A 15,278-nucleotide genomic window follows, 5' to 3' on the forward strand; every position below is an offset into this window, starting at 1 on the left:
CTAGCCGATCAACGGCAAAAGGCCATGGGTCACTCTGCCCCGCCGCGCCAGAGGTCATAAGCCTTGCGCATCACTGTCGGCAGGTCGGAGGGGCGGAAGTCGTGGCGCTTGACGATCAGCAACCCCTCGGGGGCGGGGCCATCGGGCAGCGGTGCGGTTTTAAGTGTCAGGATCAGGTGAAAATGGGTGAAGGTATGGCGCACCTCGCCCGGCAGGACCTGCCAGTCGGCAGGGAAGGGCGGGCAGTCCGCTGCCGGGCTTTCGGCCCAGGGCGAGCCTGGCCAGCCCAGCATGCCGCCCAGAAGGCCGCTGTCGGGGCGACGTTCCAGCAACAGCGCGCCATCGGCGCGTTGGGCGAGATAGGCGACGCCCCGGCGCACCGGCTTGGCCTTCTTCGGCTGTTTCTTCGGCAGCTCCGGCGCAGTGCCGGCGGCGCGGGCCCGGCAGGGATCGCGCCAGGGGCAGATGCCGCAGGCCGGTGATTTCGGCGAACAGATCGTCGCGCCCAGATCCATCACCGCTTGGGCATAATCGCCGGGACGGTCCTGCGGTGTCAGCTCGGCGGCGCGCGCCTTCAGTTCGGGCTTGGCGTCGGGCAGGGGCGTGTGGATGTCGAACATCCGCGCCATCACCCGTTCGACGTTGCCGTCCATCACCACCTCGGGCGCATCAAAGGCGATGGCCGAGATCGCGGCGGCGGTATAGGGGCCGATCCCGGGCAGGGAGAGGAGTGCGTCGTGATCCAGGGGGAAGACCCCGCCATGATCGGCGCTGACCGCACGGGCGCATTTCAGCAGGTTGCGGGCGCGAGCGTAATATCCAAGCCCCGCCCATTCGCCCATGACATCTGCATCCTCGGCCGCCGCCAGCGCCTGAACCGTCGGCCAGCGGCTGGTGAAGCGGTGGAAGTAATCGCGTACCGCGGCCACCGTGGTCTGTTGCAGCATCACTTCGGACAGCCAGACCCGATAGGGATCGGGCACCATTCCGGCCTGGCGATCGGCGGGGGCGACGCGCCAGGGCAGATCGCGGGCGTGGTGGTCGTACCACTCCAGCAACTGGGTGGAGAGGGCGGGCTCGGGGGCGGTGTCACGCAATCTTTATTGCTTTCTCTGGCCGGTTTCGCTGGCGCTTGGGCAGGTGGACCCTAGAATAGTGGGGAACCGAATGGAATCCATCAATGGCGCAGCGACGATCTTCGACAACACGCGGTTTCAAACGAACCGATACATTGCTGAACGATCAGATCCGCCGCGCCGGTGAAAGCCGTGGCTTTGCGGTGACCCGCGTGCTGACTCATTGGGCCGAGATCGCCGGGCCCGAGATCGCCAGTATCGCGCGCCCGGTCAATATCGGCTATGGCCGCCAAGGCTTTGGCGCGACGCTGACCATCCTGACCACGGGCGCCCAGGCGCCGATGCTCGAGATGCAGAAGGAAAAGCTGCGCGAGCGGGTGAATGCGGTCTATGGCTATAACGCGATCAGCCGGGTCCGTATCACCCAGACCGCGCCGACCGGGTTCGCCGAGGGCCACGCCCGGTTCGAACCGATGCCGCCGAAGCAGGCGCCACAGCCCTCTCCCGAGGTGGAAAAAGAGGTCTCCCGCACCGCCGAAGGCGTCGGCGACGCCGATTTGCGCGCGGCCCTTGAACGTCTGGGCCGCAACGTTCTATCCAAACGCAGTCACTGAGAAAGGGGTACATATGACCCGACTGGTTCCCGCGCTTTCCGCGGCCGCCCTGTTGATGGCCGGCGCTTTCGTTTTCTCCGATCAGCCGGGCCGCGCGCCGGCCTCCTGGTTGGTCGGCAGCGCCCAGGCAGCGGATGACGCCGCCGAGATCGACACCTCGACCATTCAGGATATGGTGCTGGGTGCCGAAGACGCGCCGGTGACCATCGTCGAATATGCCTCGTTCACCTGCCCGCATTGCGCGACCTTCGATCAGGGGCCGTTCAAGAAGCTGAAGGCCGACTATATCGACACCGGCAAGGTCAAGCTGATCTATCGCGAGGTCTATTTCGATCGTTACGGGCTGTGGGCGTCGATGATCGCGCGTTGTTCGGGCGATACCACCAAGTTCTTCGGGATCACCGATCTGATCTTCAAGGGACAGAACGATTGGGTGCGCGCCGGTGGCCCGTCCGAGATCGTCGACGCGCTGCGCAAGATCGGCCGTCTGGCCGGGATCGAGAACGATCAGCTCGAGGCCTGCCTGCAGGATAACGTCAAGGCGCAGACACTGGTGAGCTGGTATCAGGAACACGCCAAGGAAGACGGCATCGACGCGACGCCGACCTTCATCATCAACGGTAAGAAGGTTCCGAACCAGGCCTGGGACGACTTCAAGGCGGTGATCGACGCGGAGCTGGCCAAGCAATGACCTCCCCGCTCGAAGGCCTGAAAGTCGTCGAACTGGCGCGTATCCTGGCCGGCCCCTGGGCCGGTCAGACCCTGTCCGACCTGGGCGCCGAGGTGATCAAGGTCGAGGCGCCGCGCGGTGACGATACCCGCGCCTGGGGCCCGCCCTTCGTCGAGTGCGAAGGCGAGACCTCGGCCGCCTATTTCCATTGCGCCAACCGCGGCAAGGCCTCGGTCATCGCCGATTTCGCCACGCCCGAGGGGCAGGAAAAGGTGCGTGATCTGGTGCGCGACGCCGATATCCTGATCGAGAACTTCAAGCTCGGTGGCTTGAAGAAATACGGGCTGGACTATGACAGCCTGAAAGAGGTCAATCCGCGGCTGATCTATTGCTCGATCACCGGCTTCGGCCAGACCGGGCCCTATGCGCATCGCGCCGGCTATGACTTCATCATTCAAGGTATGTCCGGGCTGATGTCGATCACCGGCGAGCCGGGCGGCCAGCCGCAGAAGGCGGGTGTGGCGATCACCGATATCTATACCGGCATCTATTCGGTGACCGGTATCCTCGCTGCACTTTATCAGCGCGAACGCACCGGAAAGGGCCAGCATATCGACATGGCGCTGTTGGATGTGGCGGTTTCAGTCACCGCCAACCAGGCGATGAATTATCTGACCACCGGGGTGTCGCCGGGGATGATGGGCAACGCGCATATGAACCTGGCGCCCTATCAGGTGTTCGACTGCGCCGACGGCCATATCATCATCGCCACCGGCAACGATCCGCAATATCAGCGGCTGTGCCGTATCCTTGGCCTCGAAGAGATGGCCGAGGCGCCGGAGTTCCTGCACAACAAGGATCGTCTGGCCAATCGTGCCGATCTGATCGCCCGGCTGACGGCGGCGACGTCGCAGCGGGGTAAGGCCGATCTTCTGGCCGCCTGCGAGGCACAAGGCGTGCCTGCCGGGCCGATCAACAACATGGCCGAGGTGATGGCCGACCCGCAGGTTGTGGCTCGTGGCATGCAGATCGAACTGGACGGGGTGCCGGGTGTGCGCTCGCCCTTCGTCTTCTCGGATGCCGAGCTGAACCTCAGCCATGCAGCGCCGAAACTGGGGCAGGACGACCTCAAGTAAGCGATCAATGGCGGCGGGTCACTCCGCCGCCAGATGCCGTTCGCCGCGGGCCTGGGCCAGGGCGATCTGCTTTTGCCGCTCGCGGAACCGGGCCTTGTCCTCTTCCGAGGTCTCGTTGATGCAGTGATGGCAGGAGACCCCGGCCTCGTATTCCGGGCGCGCCTTGTCTTCCTCGAGGATCGGACGGCGGCAGCCATGGCAGAGGTCATAAGGCCCCTCTTTCAGCCCGTGCCCCACCGACACCCGGTTGTCGAAGACAAAGCATTCGCCCTGCCAGGTGCTGTTTTCCGCCGGCATTTCCTCAAGATAGCGCAGGATGCCGCCCTTGAGGTGATAGACGTCCTCGACCCCCTGGCCGAGCAGGAAGTTGGTGGATTTCTCGCAACGAATGCCGCCGGTGCAGAACATCGCGATCCGCTTGTTGTGGAACCGGTCCTTGTTGGCCTCCCACCAGGCGGGGAAATCGCGGAAGCTTTCGGTATGAGGATCCACCGCACCCTCGAAGGTGCCGATGGCGACCTCGTAATCGTTGCGGGTGTCGATCACCGCCACGTCGGGGCTGCGGATCAGGTCGTTCCACTCCTCCGGCTCGACATAATGGCCGACGCGGGCCTTCGGGTCGACATCCGGTTGGCCCATGGTGACGATTTCCTTCTTCAGCCGCACTTTCATGCGGGCGAAGGGGGGATGATCACTGGCCGCCTCTTTCCACTCCAGATCGGCGCAGCCGGGCAGGGCGCGGATATGCGCCAGTACCGCGTCGATGCCGGTGCGCGGGCCGGCGATGGTGCCGTTGATCCCCTCGTGGGCCAGAAGTAGCGTACCCTTGACCTGTTCCGCAAGGCAGAGGTCAAGAAGCGCCGGCCGCAGGATTGCGGGATCGGCAAAGCGGGTGAAGTGATACAGTGCGGCGATCGTATACATGGATGCGGATTTACGCCTTCATCCCCCGTCCGGCAAGGGCGGAGCGCTTGTGTCACCGTGCAGGATTGACGCGGGGGCATCGGCTTTCTACCCATTTGATAGGTATAAGGAGGCCGCCATGACCCATGCCATGATCGTGATCGACGTTCAGAACGATTTCTGCCCGGGAGGGGCGCTTGCCGTCGAGCAGGGGGACCGGATCGTTCAGCCGATCAACGAGGCGATGGGAGACTTCGACGCGGTGATCTTGACGCAGGACTGGCACCCGGCGGATCATTCCTCCTTTGCCGGTAATCACCCCGGCAAGGCGCCGATGGAGATGATCGAGCTGCCCTATGGGCCGCAGGTGCTCTGGCCGGATCATTGCGTGATCGGCAGCAAGGGGGCGGATTTCCATCCGGAGCTCGATACCAGCCGGGCCGATCTGATCCTGCGCAAGGGGTTCCGCCCGGCGATCGACAGCTATTCCGCGTTTTTCGAAAACGATCGCCGGACCGCCACCGGATTGGAAGGATATCTGCGCACGCGTGGTATCGAGAAATTGACGCTGGTCGGTCTGGCGACGGATTTCTGTGTCAATTACTCGGCTGTCGATGCGGCAAAGCTCGGGTTCGATGTCACGGTCCGGCTGGAGATGTGCCGGGGCATTGATGTCGGCGGCTCGCTCGATGCGGCGCTGGCGGGAATGCGCACTGCTGGCGTAACGCTTGGGTGATATCCGCGCGCTTGCACGACGATGACGCTGAATAATGATTTTGATTGTAAATTGTTAAGACCCGGCAGTGTAATTTGACCGGGGGCAAATCTGACACGGTCGGGGAGTCCGTCGATGCACCAGGCAGCGCCACCGGTCGGCGATCCATTGGCCGATTTCGAGTACCGGAACAATCAGGCCGGGTTGCTTGTCCGATATGCACGCGGGCGGGTGGCAAGTTTCGGTCGCCGCCAGATCATGACCGTTTCCGGCGGGCTGATTTTGTGGATGATGAACGGGCCGCTGTCGGGCGCGGTCGCCATGCTGATCGCGATCCTCGGCGAGGCTGTCGATTGTTATTATCTGCGGGGGATCGAGGCGCGATTGCTACGGGGGCAGCCGTTGGCGCGGGTGCAGCGGATCAGCACCCTGACCGCCGGGTTTCAGGCGCTGACCATCTCGATCTGCATCGCGCTTTCCTGGTTCGGCAGCCGGACCTCTGAATCGCCGCTTTTCGCTGTAGCCTTTCTGGCCGGAGCCGCAATCAACGGCGGGGTGGTGCTGCCGTATCATCGCGGTGCGGGGACTGTCCGTTTGGCGATCTTCGGCATCTTGCCGGTGATTCTGTTCGGGGTGTCCTATCTGAGGGACGGGCTTTCGGGCACACGTCTGGTCATGGATGCGGCCGGCACGATGTTGCTGGGCTTTATGATATATAGCTTCCTGGATTTCGCTGTCGCGGGGTTTCGGCGGCATCTGCGGGATACGCGCGAACTGGTCGAAAAAGGGGGGGAGCTGAAGGCGCTGAACCGCAGGCTTGCCGCCCAGCAGAAAGAGGCGCATCGCTTGGCGCTGGTGGCGCGTCATGCCAATGACAGCGTGCTTTTGTTGAACCGGAGAGGTCAGATTCTCTGGGTGAACGAGGCGTTCACCCGCACCACAGGATATACTGCGGAGGAGGCGATCGGGCGGATGCCCGGGGCGCTGCTGAACGGACCGGAGACCGATCTGGCGACGGTGGACAGGCTGCACGAGGCCTTGGCCCAGGGCATCCCCTTCCGCTGCGAGGTTCAGAACCGCACCAAATCCGGAGAAACCCTCTGGATCGAGACCAATCAGGTGCCGGTGATCGACGAACATGGCGAGGTCGAGATGATCGTCGCGGTGGAGCGCGATGTGACCAGGGCCAAGCAACACGAACAGGATATGATCGTCGCCCGTCATGCCGCCGAAGAGGGCGCGCGCGCCAAGGCCGAATTCCTGGCCACCATGAGCCATGAAATCAGGACGCCGATGAACGGGGTGATCGGCATGGCCGATCTGCTGGCGGAAAGCGGCCTGACCGAGGATCAGCGGGTTTATACCGACACCATTCGCAGTTCGGCCCAGGCGCTGCTGACGATCATCAACGATGTGCTTGATCTATCGCGGCTTGATGCGCGCAAGATGACGCTGGCGCCGGAGGATTTCGACCTGAAGACCTGCGTGCTGGAGCCGACGCGCCTGCTCAGGCCTCAGGCCCGTGGCAAGGGGTTGGCCCTCAAGCTGGAATTCGAGGGCGACGGCCCGTCCTATCTGCATGGAGACGACAGCCGGTTGCGCCAGATTTTGATCAATCTGCTCGGCAATGCCATCAAGTTCACCCACGCCGGCGGCGTGACGGTGCGCGTGCGCAATCGCCAGGCGGCGAAGGGCGGTGCCAATCTGGTCATCGAGGTGGAAGACACCGGCATCGGCATTCCGGAAGACAAGCTCGAGCATATTTTCGAACGTTTCGCCCAGGCCGATGCCTCGACCACGCGGGAGTTCGGTGGCACTGGCCTGGGGCTGACCATCTCGCGGATGCTGATCGAAGCCATGGGCGGGACCATCAAGGTCCGCTCCGTCCCCGGACAGGGGGCCTGTTTCACCGTTGCCCTGCATCTGCCCGAGGCGCAGGAGCCGCCCAGGGACGACACCTGCATCGCCGATTTCTCGGATGCGGAACTGCGCCGGATTTTGAAAGGCAAACATATCCTGACCGCCGAAGATGCCGAGGTGAACCGCACGCTGATCCGCAAGTTCCTCTCTGGTTTCGAGGTCGATCTGGAGTTCGCACATGATGGTCGCGAAGCCGTCGACAAGGCGCTGGCGCAGCGGCCTGATCTGATGCTGATGGACATGTCGATGCCGGAACTGAGCGGTATCGAGGCCACCCGCCTCATTCGCGCCGAGGCCGATCACCAGCCGGTCATCATCGCCCTGACCGCCAATGCCTTTGACAGCGATCGCGCCGCCTGTCTCGACGCGGGGATGGACGGGTTCCTCAGCAAGCCGGTCCGGCGATCCGATCTTCTGGCCGTCATGGCGCAGCAACTCTCTGTCGTGCGGGGGGAGGCCGTCGGATAAGGCCGCCCCGATGATCGACGACAGGGGGATTTCCCCTGTTTCTGCTTGGCCCCGGGGGTTTTCGTGACGTATCACCCTCGGGCAGCAAGAAAAGAGGCCCGCCGTGGTGGATATCGCAACCCGAGTCTATAATCATAAGTGGAAGATCGACCCGATCGTCCGCTCGCTGATCGACACCGATTTCTACAAGCTGTTGATGTGTCAGTCGGTGTTCCGCAACCGACCCAAGACACAGGTGACCTTTTCGCTGATCAACCGGACCGACAAGGTGCCGTTGGCCAAGCTGATCGACGAGGGAGAGCTGCGCGAACAGCTTGATCATATCCGCTCGCTCAGCCTCAGCCGGGGGGAAAGCACCTGGCTCAGGGGCAATACCTTCTATGGCAAGCGTCAGATGTTCCGCCCCGATTTCATGGAGTGGTTCGAAAAACTGCGGCTGCCGCCCTATTATCTGGAACGCCGCGGTGATCAGTATGAGCTGACCTTCGAAGGCGACTGGCCTGAGGTGATGCTGTGGGAAATCCCCGCGCTTGCCGTGCTGATGGAGCTGCGCAGCCGGGCCGTGCTGAACGATCTGGGCCGGTTCGAGCTCAAGGTGCTCTATGCCCGGGCGATGACCCGGCTGTGGGAAAAGATCGAACGGCTGCGGGAGCTCTCGCCGCTGGGCATCGCCGATTTCGGCACCCGCCGCCGGCATTCCTTCCTGTGGCAGGACTGGTGCGTGCAGGCGATGATCGAAGGGCTGGGGCCGAAATTCACCGGCACCTCGAACTGCCTGATCGCCAAGGAACGCGACCTCGAGGCGATCGGCACCAATGCGCATGAGCTTCCGATGGTCTATTCCGCCCTGGCCGAAACGGATGCGGAACTGGCCCAGTCGCCCTATAAGGTGCTGGAGGACTGGCAGGAGGAGCACGAGGGCAACCTGCGGATCATCCTGCCCGATACCTATGGCACCAAGGGCTTTTTGGAAAACGCACCGTATTGGCTGGCCGGCTGGACCGGCATCCGTATCGACAGCGGCGATCCGGCGGCGGGCGCCGAGGTGGCGATCGACTGGTGGAAGGCCCGGGGCGAGGATCCGACGAAAAAGCTGGTGATCTTCTCCGACGGGCTCGATGTCGACAAGATTGTCGAATTGCACAGTCAGTTCGCCGGCCGGGTCAAGGTCAGCTTTGGCTGGGGCACGCTGCTGACCAATGATTTCCGTGGTCTTGTGCCGAATGATGCGCTGGCCCCTTTCAGCCTGGTCTGCAAGGCGGTCAGTGCCAACGGCAGCCCGACGGTGAAACTGTCGGACAACCCGGAAAAGGCGATGGGCCCGGCGGCAGAGATCGAACGCTACAAGCGTGTGTTCGGGGTGGGCGAACAGAAGCGGATCAAGGTGGTGGTGTAAGCCGCCATCGCACCGGATTGCAAAACGGCCGCCCATGATGGGGCGGCCGTTCGCGTTTCAGCGCCTCAGCCGTGATAGGCGGCGACGGTCTTCAGTTGCGAGAAGCCGTAAAGCGCCTCAAAGCCCTTCTCTCGGCCATGGCCGGATTTTCCGACCCCTCCGAAGGGCAGCTCGACCCCACCGGCGGCGCCGTAGTTGTTGATGAAGACCTGACCGGCGTGCAGCTTCTTGGCCAGCCGCATCTGCCGCGATCCGTCGCGGCTCCAGATGCTGGCGACCAGCCCATAATCGGTGCTGTTGGCGATCTTCACCGCTTCCTCTTCGGTGTCGAAGGGGATCAGCACCTGCACCGGGCCGAAGATCTCGTCCCGCGCCAGTGCGTGATCGCCCGGCACATCGGCAAAGAGCGTCGGGCAAAGATAGGCGCCCTCGGCCGGGGCATGGCCCACCACCTCGCCCTGGGCGGCCACGGTTAGATCGGCCCCCTTGGCGAGAAAGCCCGACACGATCTCTTTCTGGCGGGCGGAGATCAGCGGCCCCATCCGCAGGTCTTCCATCGCAGGGCCGACGGTGATGGCGCCATAGGCCTCGGCCATCCGGCGCTTGACCTCGTCATAAACGCCGCGCTGCACCAGGACGCGGGAGGAGGCGGAGCAGGTCTGCCCGGCGTTCTGACAGCCGGCATTGACCAGGAAGGGCAGCGCCGCGTCCAGATCGGCGTCGTCGAACACCAGCTGCGGCGACTTGCCGCCCAGCTCCAGCGTCACCGGGATCACGTTCTTGGCGGCCGCCGTCTGCACCAGGATGCCGGTCGGCACCGATCCGGTGAAACTGATGTGATGGATACCCGGATGCGCGGTCAGCGCCGCGCCCGCCTCGGCGCCGATCCCCGGCACCACGTTCAGCGCACCGGCGGGCAGCCCCGCTTCCATCGCGATATGGGCAAAGGCCAGCGCCGTCAGGCAGGCCTCTTCCGCCGGCTTCAGCACCGCGGCATTGCCCATGGTCAGCGCCGCGCCGACCGACCGGCCGATGATCTGCATCGGATAGTTCCAGGGTACGATATGTCCCGTCACCCCATGCGGCTCGCGCAGGGTATAGACGGTATAACCCTCCATGAAGGGGATGGTCTGGCCATGCACCTTGTCGGCGGCGCCGCCGTAGAATTCGCAATAGCGTGCCAGCGCGATGGCATCGGCGCGGGCCTGGCTCAGCGGCTTGCCCACATCCATCGCCTCCAGCACCGCCAGGCGCTCGACATTCTCCAGCACCAGCTGACCGATGCGGGTGATGATCCGGCCACGCTCCAGCGCGGTCATCCGGCCCCAGTCTCCCTCCAGCGCGGCCTCAGCCGCCTGCACCGCCGCGTCGATATCGGCGGCGCCGCCACGGGCGATCTGGCAGATTGCACTGCCGTCCGACGGGTTGACCAGCGGCAGGGTCTCGCCGCTTTGCGCCGGCACCCATTTGCCGCCGATCAGGCAGAGGGTGGGATCGAACCAGATGGGGTTGGTCTCGCTCATGAAAGGCTCCTGACGTCTCGGGGCGGTATCCTGCCCCTTCTTCTCGTTCCAAATACGGCCGCCGGAGGCATCGGCGCAGCCGATCTGCCCGACAGGCCACCGGCGCCCCGATCCGCCCTGTTCAGCCCAGTGCAGGCAGGGTCGGCGCGGCGGCGATCAGGGTTTGGGTATAGGGGTGGCGCGGTGAAGTGAAGACCTGTTCGGTCTCGCCTTCCTCGACGATCTCGCCCGATTGCATCACCAAAACGCGATCGGTCACCGTGCGCACCACGCTCAGGTCGTGGCTGATGAAGAGATAGCTCAGCTGATAGGCGGCGCAGAGCTCCACCAGCAGATCGAGGATCTGCGCGCGCACCGAGACATCGAGCGCGCTTACCGCCTCGTCGAAGAGGATCAGCTCGGGTCGGATGATCAGGGCGCGGGCGATGGCGATCCGCTGCCGCTGCCCGCCCGAGAACTCGTGGATGTATTTCTTCGCGTCCGTGGCCTTCAGCCCCACCGCCTCCAGCGCCTCGGCGATCGCCCTGTCGCGGGTGGCCCCGGTCGGCGGCGTGTCGAGCAGATGGAAGGGTTCGGTCACCAGCCGGTCGACCCGGTGGCGCGGGTTGAAGCTGCCGAAGGGGTCCTGGAACACCACCTGCATCCGGCGTCGCACATCGGGATCCGGTTTGTGCCCGGACCAGACCGGTTTGCCATCTAGCAGGATTTCGCCGCCCTGCAATGGCTCCAGCCCCAGAAGCGCCCGGGTCAGGGTCGATTTCCCGCAACCGGATTCGCCCACCAGCCCCAGCCGCTCGCCACGGTTCAGGGTGAAGCTCACCCCCTTGACCGCGCGGTGATAGCCGGGATCGCGGAACAGGTGCTTGCGCGGCAGGCGGTAGTCGCGCACCGCCCCCTTCACTTGCAGCAGCGGCTCCGGCGCCGGCGGCTCGGGCAATGTCACCTGATGGCCCGAGGCTTCGAACAGCATCTTGGTATAGGGATGCGTCATGTTGCGAAACAGCTCGCGCGTCGGGCCTTGCTCGACCAGCTCGCCGTGGCGCATCACCACGATGCGGTCGGCCATGTCCGATACCACCGCCAGGTCGTGGGTGATCATCAGCAGCCCCATGCCGAAATCGGCGACCAGGCTTTGCAGCAGATCGAGGATCTGCGCCTGCGTCGTCACATCCAGCGCCGTGGTCGGCTCGTCCGCGATTAGAAGCTTCGGGCGCAGGGCGATGGCCATGGCGATGACGACGCGTTGGCGTTGCCCGCCTGACAGCTCGTGCGGGAATCGCGACAGCGGAAAGCGGTCCTCGGGCAGGCCGACGCGGTCCAGCATCTCACGCGCGCGGGCGCGGGCCTGATCCTTCGGCATCGCCTTGTGGATCAGGATGGTTTCCATCACCTGATCGCCGATGGTCTTGACCGGGTTCAGCGCCGTCATCGGCTCCTGGAACACCATGCCGATCTCGCGGCCGCGCAGGCTGCACATCTGCGCCTCGTTCCGCGCCAGCAGGTCCTGGCCTTCCAGCAGGATCTTGCCCTGTGTCTCGGCCCGGTCGGGCAACAGCCCGATGACCCCCAGTGCGGTCATCGACTTGCCCGATCCGCTTTCGCCGGTGACGGCGACGATCTCGCCCGGGGCGACGGAAAAGCTCACGTCTTTGAGGATCGGCAGGCCGCCGATTTGCAGGGACAGGTTCTGGATATCAAGAAGGCTCATGATCGGCGCACCCGCAGTCGGGGGTCGAGCAGGTCGCGCAACCCGTCGCCCAGAAGGTTCAGCCCCAGCACCGTCAGCACGATGGCAAGGCCGGGGATCAGCGCCATATGCGGCGCCAGGCTGACCATGGTCTGGGCATCGGCCAGCATTCTGCCCCAGCTTGGCACCGGCGGTTGTGCGCCGAGCCCGACATAGGACAGCCCCGCCTCGGCCAGGATGCCGAGCGAGAACTGGATGGTGCCCTGCACGATCAGCAGGTTCAGCACGTTGGGCAGGATATGTTCGAAGGAAATCCGCGTCTGCGACTTGCCGGCGACGCGGGCGGCCATGATGAACTCCCGCTCCCACAGCGACAGGGCGGCGCCGCGGGTGATCCGGGCGAAGACCGGGATGTTGAAGATCCCGATGGCGATGATCGCATTGATCGCACCCGGCCCCAGGATGGCGGTGATCAGGATGGCGATCACCAGCGAGGGGAAGGCGAAGACCAGATCGTTGCCGCGCATGATCAGCTCATCCAGCCAGCTGTCCTTGCGGGCGGCGGCCATCAGCCCCAGCGGGATCCCCAGCGCCATGCCGATGCCGACGGCCACCAGCGCCACCGCGATCGAGGTCCGGGCGCCGACCATGATCATGCTGAACATGTCGCGGCCGAAGTGATCGGTGCCGAACCAATGGCTGGCCGAGGGCGGCCTGAGCTTTGCCGGGATATCCATCGCGGCGACGTCGTAGGGTGTCCAGATAAAGGAGACCAGCGCCGCCAGCACCACGAGGCAGGACAGAAATCCGCCCAGTATCAGATTTCGTCTCATGTGCGCTGCCTCAGTCGGGGGTCGACCGCGGCATAGGCCAGATCGACCAGAAAGTTCACGGTGATGACGGCGAAGACCAGCAACATAACCACCGATTCCACCACGATCAGATCGCGTGCGGTGATCGCCTGGAACACCAGCCGACCGAGCCCGGGCAGATAGAAGACCTGTTCGATGATGATGGCGCCGGCCAGCAGGAAGGAGAATTGCAGCCCGATGATCGTCAGGACCGGGATCATCGCGTTGCGCAGGGCGTGGCGCCACAGCGCCTGCCGCCGGCTCAGCCCCTTGGCGCGGGCGGTGCGCATGAAATCCTCACCAAGGATATCGAGCAGCGCCGACCGCATCACGCGCGCCAGAATCGCCGCCTGCGGCAGCGCCAGCGCGATCGCCGGCAGGGTCAGCGAATGAATGCCGGTCCAGAACCCCTTGTTCCAGCCGGCAAAGCCGCCGGCGCCGAACCAGCGCAGGTTGATGGCGAAGATCAGCACCAGCATCATCGCGAACCAGAAGTTCGGGATCGCCACGCCCAGTTGCGTCGCCCCCATCACCGCCATATCGCCCGGCTTGCCGCGCCGTGCGGCGGCATAGATGCCGGCGGGAAAGGCGATCAGCGTCGACAGCGCCAGCGCATAGAGCGCCAGCGGCAGCGATACCCAGAGCCGGTCGGTGACCATCTTGGTCACCGGTGTGCGATAGGTATAGGAGGTGCCGAAATCGCCATGCAGCATGCCGCCCACCCAATCGAGGTAGCGTTCGATCTTTGGCACATCGAGGCCCAGCTCGGACCGCAGAGCTTCGATGGTGTCGGGCTGGGCGTTGATCCCAAGCATGAAGGAGGCCGGATCGCCCGGCGCGATTTCGATCACGAAGAAGATCACCAGGCTGGCGACGGCCAGGCTGAGGATCAGCGAGATCAGGCGTTTGAGTGAATAGCGTAACATTGACGGCACGTTAGGGGCGCCCTGCGGAGAGGTCCAGAGCCAGACTGACGATCTGCCGGGGCGTAAATCTCGCCTGCGCAGTTCGTCAGCGGTCCTGACCTTTCCTGAGGGGCCGTGGAGGGGTCAGGAGGCTGTCGCCCCGGTGGGAATGATCGCCGGTTTGGCGTTCAACTCGTCAATCGAAAACCCGGCGATGGATTTGAACCGCGCCGCATGGGCGGCCAGATCGGCGGTGGGGATCACGTCGTCGATATTCTCGAAGTCCCCGCCGCAGATATCCTCGACCATCTGCAGCACCGCGTCCGGTCCGCCGCCCTTGCGGTTGGCCAGGCCCACGGCGGTGGTCAGCGGGCGAATCTGGGCCTCATAGGCTTCGAGCGCCGCCGGGGTGACGCCATGGGCCAGCAGGCTGGCGCCGATGACTCGGGCATCGACGATCGCCTGGCTCGCCCCGTTGGAACCGACCGGATAGGTCGGATGCGCGGCGTCTCCCATCAGGGTGACCCGGCCCTCGGTCCAGCGCGGCAGCGGATCGCGGTCGACCATCGGGTATTCGAACACCTGATCGGCGCCGGTGATCAGCGCCGGCAGGTCGATCCAGCCGAACCGCCAGCTTTCGAAATCGGGCAGGAACTCCTCGATCTTCGCGGCGCGGTTCCAATCCTCGCGCCGCCAGTCGTCGCTGGGATCGAAGCGTTTCTCGGCGATCCAGTTCATGGTGACCAGGCCGGTCTCTGGATCGGCAGCGGAAATCGGATAGGCCACGGCGCGCAGGCTGTCGTGACCGATCATCACCATCGCGCCGCCGCCCTTGTAATCGGGGGCCTGCGTCGTCGCCCGCCAGAGGATGCGTCCGTCCCAGATCGGCGCGCCCTCATCGGGGTACATCTGCGCGCGCAGTGCTGAATGGATGCCGTCGGCGGCGATGACCAGATCGCCAGGGATGCGGCTGCCATCCTCAAGGATCAGTGTCGCGCCGTCCTCCTCGATCTCGAAGCCCTCGGCGCGGGCGCTGGTAACGATGCAATCGGCCCCGGCCCGGGCGATCAGCGCATCATGCAGCATCATCTGCAGCCGCCCGCGATGGACCGAAAACTGCGGCCAGGCATAGCCGGCGCCTTCGCCCCGGGGTTCCTCCCAAATGGTGTGGCCGAACTTCGAATAGAAGCCCAGTTGCCGGGTCCGTACGCCGATGGCATCAAGCTGAGCCTCAAACTCCAGGTCGAAGAGTTCGCGCACCGCATTGGGTTGCAGATTGATGCCGACACCCAGTGGCCTGATCTCGGGCGCGGCCTCACAGATGCGGAACGGCAGGCCGATTTGATGCAGCGTTAGCCCGAGGCTGAGCCCGGCAATGCCTGCGCCTGCAATAAGAATGGTCATCTGTCTTTCT

The 15,278-nt window shown here is 64.4% G+C and carries 13 protein-coding genes; 6 read left to right on the forward strand and 7 right to left on the reverse strand.

Features of this window, described 5'->3' with window-relative positions; genetic code table 11:
* Nucleotides 1–29 precede the first annotated feature (29 nt).
* Nucleotides 30–1,097 carry an A/G-specific adenine glycosylase gene (gene mutY / locus G455_RS0106195; RefSeq protein WP_028092898.1) on the reverse strand — a complete coding sequence of 356 codons (1,068 nt, stop codon included), beginning with the start codon at nt 1,095–1,097 and terminating at the stop codon, nt 30–32.
* A gap of 83 nt (nt 1,098–1,180) precedes the next feature.
* Between mutY and G455_RS0106200 the strand changes: the two genes are divergently transcribed.
* Genes G455_RS0106200 through G455_RS0106210 form a run of 3 tightly spaced genes read left to right on the forward strand, consistent with a single transcriptional unit; the run spans nt 1,181 to nt 3,496 of the window.
* Entirely contained in the window at nt 1,181–1,690 is a 510-nt protein-coding gene (locus tag G455_RS0106200) for a DUF721 domain-containing protein (RefSeq protein ID WP_028092899.1), read from the forward strand.
* Between the two features lie 13 nt (nt 1,691–1,703).
* Complete coding sequence (locus tag G455_RS0106205) at nt 1,704–2,381, forward strand: DsbA family protein (protein WP_028092900.1); 678 nt, start codon at nt 1,704–1,706, stop codon at nt 2,379–2,381.
* Entirely contained in the window at nt 2,378–3,496 is a 1,119-nt protein-coding gene (locus G455_RS0106210) for a CaiB/BaiF CoA transferase family protein (protein WP_028092901.1), read from the forward strand. The genes G455_RS0106205 and G455_RS0106210 overlap by 4 nt, the downstream gene beginning before the upstream one ends.
* A gap of 18 nt (nt 3,497–3,514) precedes the next feature.
* Here G455_RS0106210 and trhO read toward each other — a convergent pair whose 3' ends face one another.
* Nucleotides 3,515–4,420 (reverse strand): oxygen-dependent tRNA uridine(34) hydroxylase TrhO, encoded by a 906-nt coding sequence (trhO, locus tag G455_RS0106215; protein ID WP_028092902.1) that lies wholly within the window; start codon nt 4,418–4,420, stop codon nt 3,515–3,517.
* Nucleotides 4,421–4,538: 118 nt separating this feature from the next.
* Between trhO and pncA the strand changes: the two genes are divergently transcribed.
* The 3 genes from pncA to pncB all read left to right on the forward strand — a co-directional run bounded on the left by pncA (nt 4,539) and on the right by pncB (nt 8,898).
* Nucleotides 4,539–5,135, forward strand: coding sequence for a bifunctional nicotinamidase/pyrazinamidase (gene pncA, locus G455_RS0106220; RefSeq protein ID WP_028092903.1), 597 nt, complete (start codon nt 4,539–4,541; stop codon nt 5,133–5,135).
* A 114-nt stretch (nt 5,136–5,249) separates the two neighbouring features.
* Nucleotides 5,250–7,502, forward strand: coding sequence for a PAS domain-containing hybrid sensor histidine kinase/response regulator (locus G455_RS23465; protein ID WP_051312234.1), 2,253 nt, complete (start codon nt 5,250–5,252; stop codon nt 7,500–7,502).
* 106 nt (nt 7,503–7,608) lie between these two features.
* A complete protein-coding gene (gene pncB, locus G455_RS0106230; RefSeq protein WP_028092904.1) occupies nt 7,609–8,898 on the forward strand; it encodes a nicotinate phosphoribosyltransferase in 1,290 nt (429 codons plus the stop codon).
* A gap of 65 nt (nt 8,899–8,963) precedes the next feature.
* On the opposite strand, the gene G455_RS0106235 is transcribed toward pncB, so the two are convergent.
* The 5 genes from G455_RS0106235 to G455_RS0106255 all read right to left on the reverse strand — a co-directional run bounded on the left by G455_RS0106235 (nt 8,964) and on the right by G455_RS0106255 (nt 15,268).
* Nucleotides 8,964–10,421 (reverse strand): aldehyde dehydrogenase family protein, encoded by a 1,458-nt coding sequence (locus G455_RS0106235; protein WP_028092905.1) that lies wholly within the window; start codon nt 10,419–10,421, stop codon nt 8,964–8,966.
* A gap of 121 nt (nt 10,422–10,542) precedes the next feature.
* Nucleotides 10,543–12,129, reverse strand: a complete 1,587-nt coding sequence (locus G455_RS0106240) for an ABC transporter ATP-binding protein (RefSeq protein WP_028092906.1) — start codon at nt 12,127–12,129, stop codon at nt 10,543–10,545.
* Nucleotides 12,126–12,941 carry an ABC transporter permease gene (locus G455_RS0106245; RefSeq protein WP_028092907.1) on the reverse strand — a complete coding sequence of 272 codons (816 nt, stop codon included), beginning with the start codon at nt 12,939–12,941 and terminating at the stop codon, nt 12,126–12,128. Before G455_RS0106245 ends, G455_RS0106240 begins: the two co-directional genes overlap by 4 nt.
* On the reverse strand, nt 12,938–13,885 hold the full coding sequence (locus G455_RS0106250) for an ABC transporter permease (protein ID WP_028092908.1): 948 nt from the start codon (nt 13,883–13,885) through the stop codon (nt 12,938–12,940). The genes G455_RS0106245 and G455_RS0106250 overlap by 4 nt, the downstream gene beginning before the upstream one ends.
* Nucleotides 13,886–14,008: 123 nt before the next feature.
* Nucleotides 14,009–15,268: a flavin-dependent oxidoreductase gene (locus G455_RS0106255; RefSeq protein WP_028092909.1), complete on the reverse strand. Its 1,260-nt coding sequence runs from the start codon at nt 15,266–15,268 to the stop codon at nt 14,009–14,011.
* Between the last annotated feature and the right edge of the window lie 10 nt (nt 15,269–15,278).

Source organism: Pseudodonghicola xiamenensis DSM 18339 (assembly GCF_000429365.1).
Classification (GTDB): Bacteria; Pseudomonadota; Alphaproteobacteria; order Rhodobacterales; family Rhodobacteraceae; genus Pseudodonghicola; species Pseudodonghicola xiamenensis.